General features: G+C 64.2%; 5 protein-coding genes. 1 reads left to right on the plus strand and 4 read right to left on the minus strand.

The annotated features are described in order from the left end of the window. Positions 1-75: 75 nt before the first annotated feature. Genes WBV89_RS16560 through WBV89_RS16575 form a run of 4 tightly spaced genes read right to left on the minus strand, consistent with a single transcriptional unit; the run spans position 76 to position 4,481 of the window. Positions 76-1,233 (minus strand): acetyl-CoA acetyltransferase, encoded by a 1,158-nt coding sequence (locus WBV89_RS16560; RefSeq protein ID WP_423982450.1) that lies wholly within the window; start codon positions 1,231-1,233, stop codon positions 76-78. Continuing rightward, positions 1,230-2,327 carry a Rieske 2Fe-2S domain-containing protein gene (locus tag WBV89_RS16565; RefSeq protein WP_423982451.1) on the minus strand — a complete coding sequence of 366 codons (1,098 nt, stop codon included), beginning with the start codon at positions 2,325-2,327 and terminating at the stop codon, positions 1,230-1,232. Before WBV89_RS16565 ends, WBV89_RS16560 begins: the two co-directional genes overlap by 4 nt. A 40-nt stretch (positions 2,328-2,367) precedes the next feature. Beyond that, positions 2,368-3,537 (minus strand): cytochrome P450, encoded by a 1,170-nt coding sequence (locus WBV89_RS16570; protein WP_423982452.1) that lies wholly within the window; start codon positions 3,535-3,537, stop codon positions 2,368-2,370. A gap of 29 nt (positions 3,538-3,566) precedes the next feature. Next, on the minus strand, positions 3,567-4,481 hold the full coding sequence (locus tag WBV89_RS16575; protein ID WP_423982453.1) for a phytanoyl-CoA dioxygenase family protein: 915 nt from the start codon (positions 4,479-4,481) through the stop codon (positions 3,567-3,569). A 133-nt stretch (positions 4,482-4,614) separates the two neighbouring features. Between WBV89_RS16575 and WBV89_RS16580 the strand changes: the two genes are divergently transcribed. Further along, complete coding sequence (locus WBV89_RS16580) at positions 4,615-5,316, plus strand: maleylpyruvate isomerase N-terminal domain-containing protein (protein ID WP_423982454.1); 702 nt, start codon at positions 4,615-4,617, stop codon at positions 5,314-5,316. Positions 5,317-5,454 lie beyond the last annotated feature (138 nt).

Below are 5,454 nucleotides of genomic sequence, written 5' to 3' on the forward strand. Positions count from 1 at the left end.
GAATGGATGAGGGGCCGGGAGTTGAATGTCAGAAACAATGGTCATGGATGTCCTCGGGTCAGGAAACTCAGATGGCTAGTTGCGGCGTTCGAGTACGGAGCAGTAGTTCGCGACGCCCGATCCGCCCATGTTGAACACGCAGCCGAGTTCAGCGTCCGCCTTCTGCAGATCGCCGGCCGTGCCGGTCAGCTGCATGGCCGTCATCACATGCATCGACACGCCCGTTGCACCGACCGGGTGCCCCTTGGCCTTCAGCCCGCCGGACAGGTTGATCGGGAGATCGCCGTCGGGATACACGGTGCCGTCGTCGAGGACGGACGCACCCTGACCCTTCGGCGCGAGTCCCATCGCCTCGTAGACGAGCAGTTCGGCGATGGTGAAGCAGTCGTGGATCTCGGCGAAGTCGAGGTCGTTCACCGAGATGCCCGCCTGAGCGAAGGCCGAGGCAAAAGCGCGGCCCGGCCCCTCGAAATCGGTGAGCTTGCGTCGCGACATCGGCAGCACGTCTTGGACGTGGGCGGTCGCGCCGAAGCGAATCGCTCGGTCGAACGTCTTCGCCACGTCGTCGGACGCGATGACAATTGCAGCGGCACCGTCGGAGATCAGCGAGCAGTCGGTGACGCGAAGCGGTGCGGCCACCATCGGGTTCTTCTCCGACACGGTGTTGCAGAAGTCGAAGCCGACGTCCTTGCGCATGTGTGCCAGCGGGTTCTTCGCACCGTTGGCATGGTTCTTCGCAGCGATGGCGGCGAGCGTCGACGAATGGTCGCCGAACTCGGCGAAGTAGGCCTGCGCGAACTGGGCGAAGATCTGCGGGAAGGACTGACCGGCTTCTTCCTTCTGATACGACGCACCGCCGAGTGCAGCCGCGACGTCGGCGGTGCTGTTGTTCGTCATCTTCTCGGCACCCACGACGAGCGCGATCTCGGCCTCACCCGCCTTGATGGCGTTGATCGCGCTGTAGATCGCGGCTGACCCCGACGCACACGCGTTCTCGACTCGGGTGGCCGGCTTCCACCGCAGTCCTTCGCTGGCCTCGAGAGCGAGTGACGCAGGGAACCCGTCGGGAACCAGTCCGCTGTTGAAGTGGCCGAGCCACGTGGCGTCGACGTCGTTGGCAGAGATGCCGGCGTCGGCGATGGCGCCGCGGGAGACCTCGATGATCATCTCTTCGAGGGTGTCGTCGCGTCGGCCGAAGGGGAGGTGCGACCAGCCGATGATGCTCGGGTTCACGGCGTTGTGCTCCCGTATTCCTCTTCGACCCAACCGAGCACTTTTCGCCGGAACAACAGGCCGGCCTTGTCGCCGCCGATGACGAGCTCCTGGTAGTCGTGCTTGTCCTCGTCCAACAGCTTCTGCATGTGCGCAACGGCCCAGGCGTCCTCGCTGAACACCTTGTCGAAGGTGGCCGTCATCAGCTCGCTGACCTCGGGGACGTTCGGTGAATAGTCGTCGGTGACCGACCACCAGTAGTGGTGCGTCGTGGCAGTCTCCGGCGTGAGGTAGTGCATGATGTACCGGTTGAAGATCTCGAGATCCCCTGATTCCGGGGCGGAGTCGGGGTCGCCGACCTTGATCGGGGCGTCGCCTTTGAACACGCCGGGCGAAATCGCCACGCCGCCGTCCCACTGCTCGACGGGGCGATCACCGATTCGCGCCTGCACATCTGGCGGCAAGAACTTGCTGGCCTCGGCCGGGTCGCGCTGCACGCGGTAGCAGCTGACGCCTTCGGGCGTCTCCTCGGTGAAGGTGGGGAGTTCGAGGAACCCGTCGTCGAACCCGGCGCTGTCGTGGTGGAGATATGCGAAGTGGGTCAGGTCGTTCAGGTTCTCCTGCATGAGCAGGTAGCTGCCTTCGAGATGGTGCTGCCCATGCAGTGTGAGCATCTCGGCGTTGGCGAGGAACGGGAGATCGGGAAGCCGGTCCATGTCGGGTGCGTCCTCGTCGCCCATCCAGATGAACACGAGCGGACCCAGTTCGACCACCGGGTACATGCGCAGCTTGCGCTCGGGGCACTTCTTCTGGCTGGGCACGCGCACCATGAGGCCCTCGGTGTTGTACCGAATGCCGTGGTAGCCGCAGACCAGTTCGTCACCGTCAAGCTTGCTCTCGCTCGGCGGATATGCCCTGTGGAGACACCGGTTCTGTGAGGCGATGAGTTTCCCGTCGGTCGTTCGATAGAACACGATCGACCGCTCGAGCAGCGTTCTCGCTTTCGGATCGCGACCGAACTCCTCGCAGGTTCCTGCGACGTACCAGTGGTTGTAGAGCAGCGGAAGTCGGATGTAGTCCTCGACATGTTTGATGCTGTTGCCGTAGTTGGTCATCGCGTGTCTTTCGATGTGGTTGGCGTCGGGGCGGGGTGGTTCAGCTGAATTTCGCCGGGAACGACGCGAAGCCGGCGAGCATGTTGCTGGGGAACGGCGTGGGGTCGCCCACTTCGATGGTGGTGACCTTGCGGACCATGGCGTCGAGGAGGCATTCCATTTCCATGTTGGCGAGGTGAGCACCTGCACAGCGATGGACGCCGGTTCCGAAGGCGACGTGGTCCTTGGCCTCGCGCTCGATGTCGAAGGCGGTCGGGTTCGGGTAGTGGCGTTCATCGTGATTGGCCGACCCGTACAGGATGATCACGCGGTCGCCGGCGGGAATGGACACATCGCCGGCTTCGTAGTCGGTGTCGGCCAGCCGGGTGAACGCACGGACCGGTGAGCCGATGCGGAGCGCTTCGTGCACGGTCGGGAGGATCAGCGACGGGTCGTTCTTGACCTTGTCGAACTGTTCGGGGTTGCAGCCGAGTTGATGGAGCATGTGGCCGGTGCCGAGGATGGTGGTGTCGAGACTGGGAACGACGTAGTCGAACGCGAGCATGCGCGCCTCGTCGACGTTGATCAGACCATCGTCGACAGCTTGGTAGAGGCCCGCCGCCCAACCCTCCGGTGCGAGCGAGTCTCGGTCGAGGCCGGTGATGTACTGAATGCCCTCGATGAGGTCTGGCATGGCCATCTGGCCTCGCTGGTTCATCGGTCCGAGCGCATTGAAGCCTGCAGCTGCCCAGTGGAGCATGCGTTCGCGCCCCTCCTCGGGCAACCCGACGAAGAAGGACACGGCGCTGACGGGCAGGTGGTGTGCGAAGTCGGTCATGCCGTCGAAGCTGTCAACGGTGAGCAACCGGTCGACGAGCTCGTCGGAGAGTTCCTGCATCCGACCGCGAATGTCGCGCAGCGCACTGGGCATCATCGGCTTCATCACCGCCGTGCGCAGGCGCTTGTGGTCGTCGCCGTCGCTCACGAGTGAGTTCTGGCTGCCAGTGTCGTTGAGCGCCGGGTTCACAGCGACGCCTCTGCCGGAGAGCAGCGTGGAGTCGTCGCGCAGCGCGGCCCGAACGTCGTCGAAACGCGAGATCGCCCACATGTCGTACTGCTCCAGCCAGACGACAGGGCCCGCATCGCGGATCTGCGCGTACAACGGATACGGGTCGGCGATGGCCTCGTCGGAGAAGAGGTCGATGTCGATGCTCGGCGCCCGGGTGGTCATGGTGTTCGTCTCCTCACTTGGATGTCGCATCAGGATCTCGGCCACACCACGGGGTAGGTCGTGCTGTCGAGTGGGTCTCCGTCTCGGAGGTTCGGGTCGACGGGAAACTCCGCGGGCGCGCTCGGGCGGTGCAGGACGGAGGCGTCGTCTCCAGCGAAACGGAGTGAGACTGCTCGCCGCGTGCTGCTGAGCGACGTGTTGCCGCGGGAGCCGTGGACGGTTCGGTAGTCGTGGACGATCACGTCACCGGGTTCCACGTCGAAGTAGACGATGTCATAGTCGTCTTCGTGTCCTTCGATGTCGGGCAAGGTCGGCAGCCCGTGGTCGCCCATGGGCGCCTGTCCCACGAACACGTTGGGCGAATGCAGGTCCCAACGGTGCGACCCGCGCACGTAACCCATGCCGCCGTTCGCTGTCGCGACGGGTTCGGCCGCGGTCCAGAACGACGCCACCTGCTCGCCGTCGACGTGGAAATAGCCCCAGTCCTGGTGGAAGGCGGTTCGGGTGTTCGCCCCCGGCTGTTTGATGAACATCTGGTCGAACAGGAAGTTCACCTTGTCCGCACCGAACAACTGAGCGGCCATCTCGCCGAGCGGACTCTCGAAGGCGAGATGTTGGACGGCCGGAAAGTCGAGGACGGCATTGTTGACGAGGATGAACTGACCTTCGGTGTCGCCAGACGCGTCACCGTCGCGGAGCACCTTCGACCCCATCGACTCGAGCATCTCGCCGAGCTGCGACATCGCGTGCAGGTGCGAGGCCCCCAGGGTGGGCTCGGCCGACGCAACGTCTGACGATTCGGTGTAGCGCCGTTCTGCGTCATTGACGGCCTCCTTCACCACGGCGACCCAGTCATCACTCAACGCGTCGCGAAGACAGACCACGCCATCGCGTCGATAGGTCTCGATCTCCTCCGATGTCAGCGCACGTGCACGTTCACTCATTCATACCCCTTCGATTTGGGTGGGTGGCACCCCTGCCACTCCTTCGACTTGACGTCGGTCACATTGTCTTACAATACTGCGTCGTTGGCAAGCCCGGATAGCCGGGGCGCGGGGAATGACGCTGGGGAGCAATATGAGCACCGATGACCTGATCCATCCGAGCGGCGAACGCTGGGCAGATGAATACGAAGCAGCACGCTTGCGAACGACAGCGCTGCTCGACGGCATCTCCGCCGACGACGAGCTGCGCACCGTTCCGACCTGCCCGGAGTGGCGCGTGCGCGATCTGTTGAGCCACGTGAACGGACTCGCCGAGGAGTTGTCGGCGGGGAACCGGCCGACGGGCGACCCAGCGGCCTGGGCGGAGACGCTGATCGCCGATCGTGCCGACATCAGCGTCGCGGATCAGCTCGAGCAGTTCTCCAGGAACGGTCCTGCGTTCGAAGCGCTGCTGCGCAACGTGCCGCAACTCGGCCAACTCGTCATCGATCTCGTGTCGCACGAGCACGACTTCGCAGGCGCCTTGGGCACGCATTCGGACCGATCCTCGTCAGGCATCGAGTTGGTGATGTGGACCAAGACGAGCTTCGTCGAGAAAGACCTCTCGACGCACGGACTCGGAGCGATCCGGGTGATCGGCGGTGACCATGTCTTCGAGTACGGAACCGGCGACGTCGAACTCGAAGTGCGCGGCGACCTGTGGGAGATGTTCCGCCTGACCGGCGGACGACGCTCGATGGGGCAACTCCTCGCCAGCGATCACGACGGTGACATCGAACGATACGCACCGGGCCTGGTGCACAACCCCCTCGCCGAGACCGACATCATCGAGTGATCGAGGAAACGACCATGATAGGAACAACATCGATGACACACGACGACTGCATCCGAGCCGCCCGCGAGCTCGCCCCACTGCTCCGCGAGCGGGCTCGAGAGGCCGAGATCGCACGTCGGCCGCTCGACGACGTGATCG

Source organism: Ilumatobacter sp., from assembly GCF_049588435.1.
Classification (GTDB): Bacteria; Actinomycetota; Acidimicrobiia; order Acidimicrobiales; family Ilumatobacteraceae; genus Ilumatobacter_A.

What these genes read in the sequence shown, in the direction of transcription:
- WBV89_RS16565 (WP_423982451.1), bottom strand. Translation starts at nt 2,327, where the DNA reads ATGACCAACTACGGCAACAGCATCAAACATGTCGAGGACTACATCCGA.
- WBV89_RS16570 (WP_423982452.1), bottom strand. Translation starts at nt 3,537, where the DNA reads ATGACCACCCGGGCGCCGAGCATCGACATCGACCTCTTCTCCGACGAG.
- WBV89_RS16575 (WP_423982453.1), bottom strand. Translation starts at nt 4,481, where the DNA reads ATGAGTGAACGTGCACGTGCGCTGACATCGGAGGAGATCGAGACCTAT.
- WBV89_RS16580 (WP_423982454.1), top strand. Translation starts at nt 4,615, where the DNA reads ATGAGCACCGATGACCTGATCCATCCGAGCGGCGAACGCTGGGCAGAT.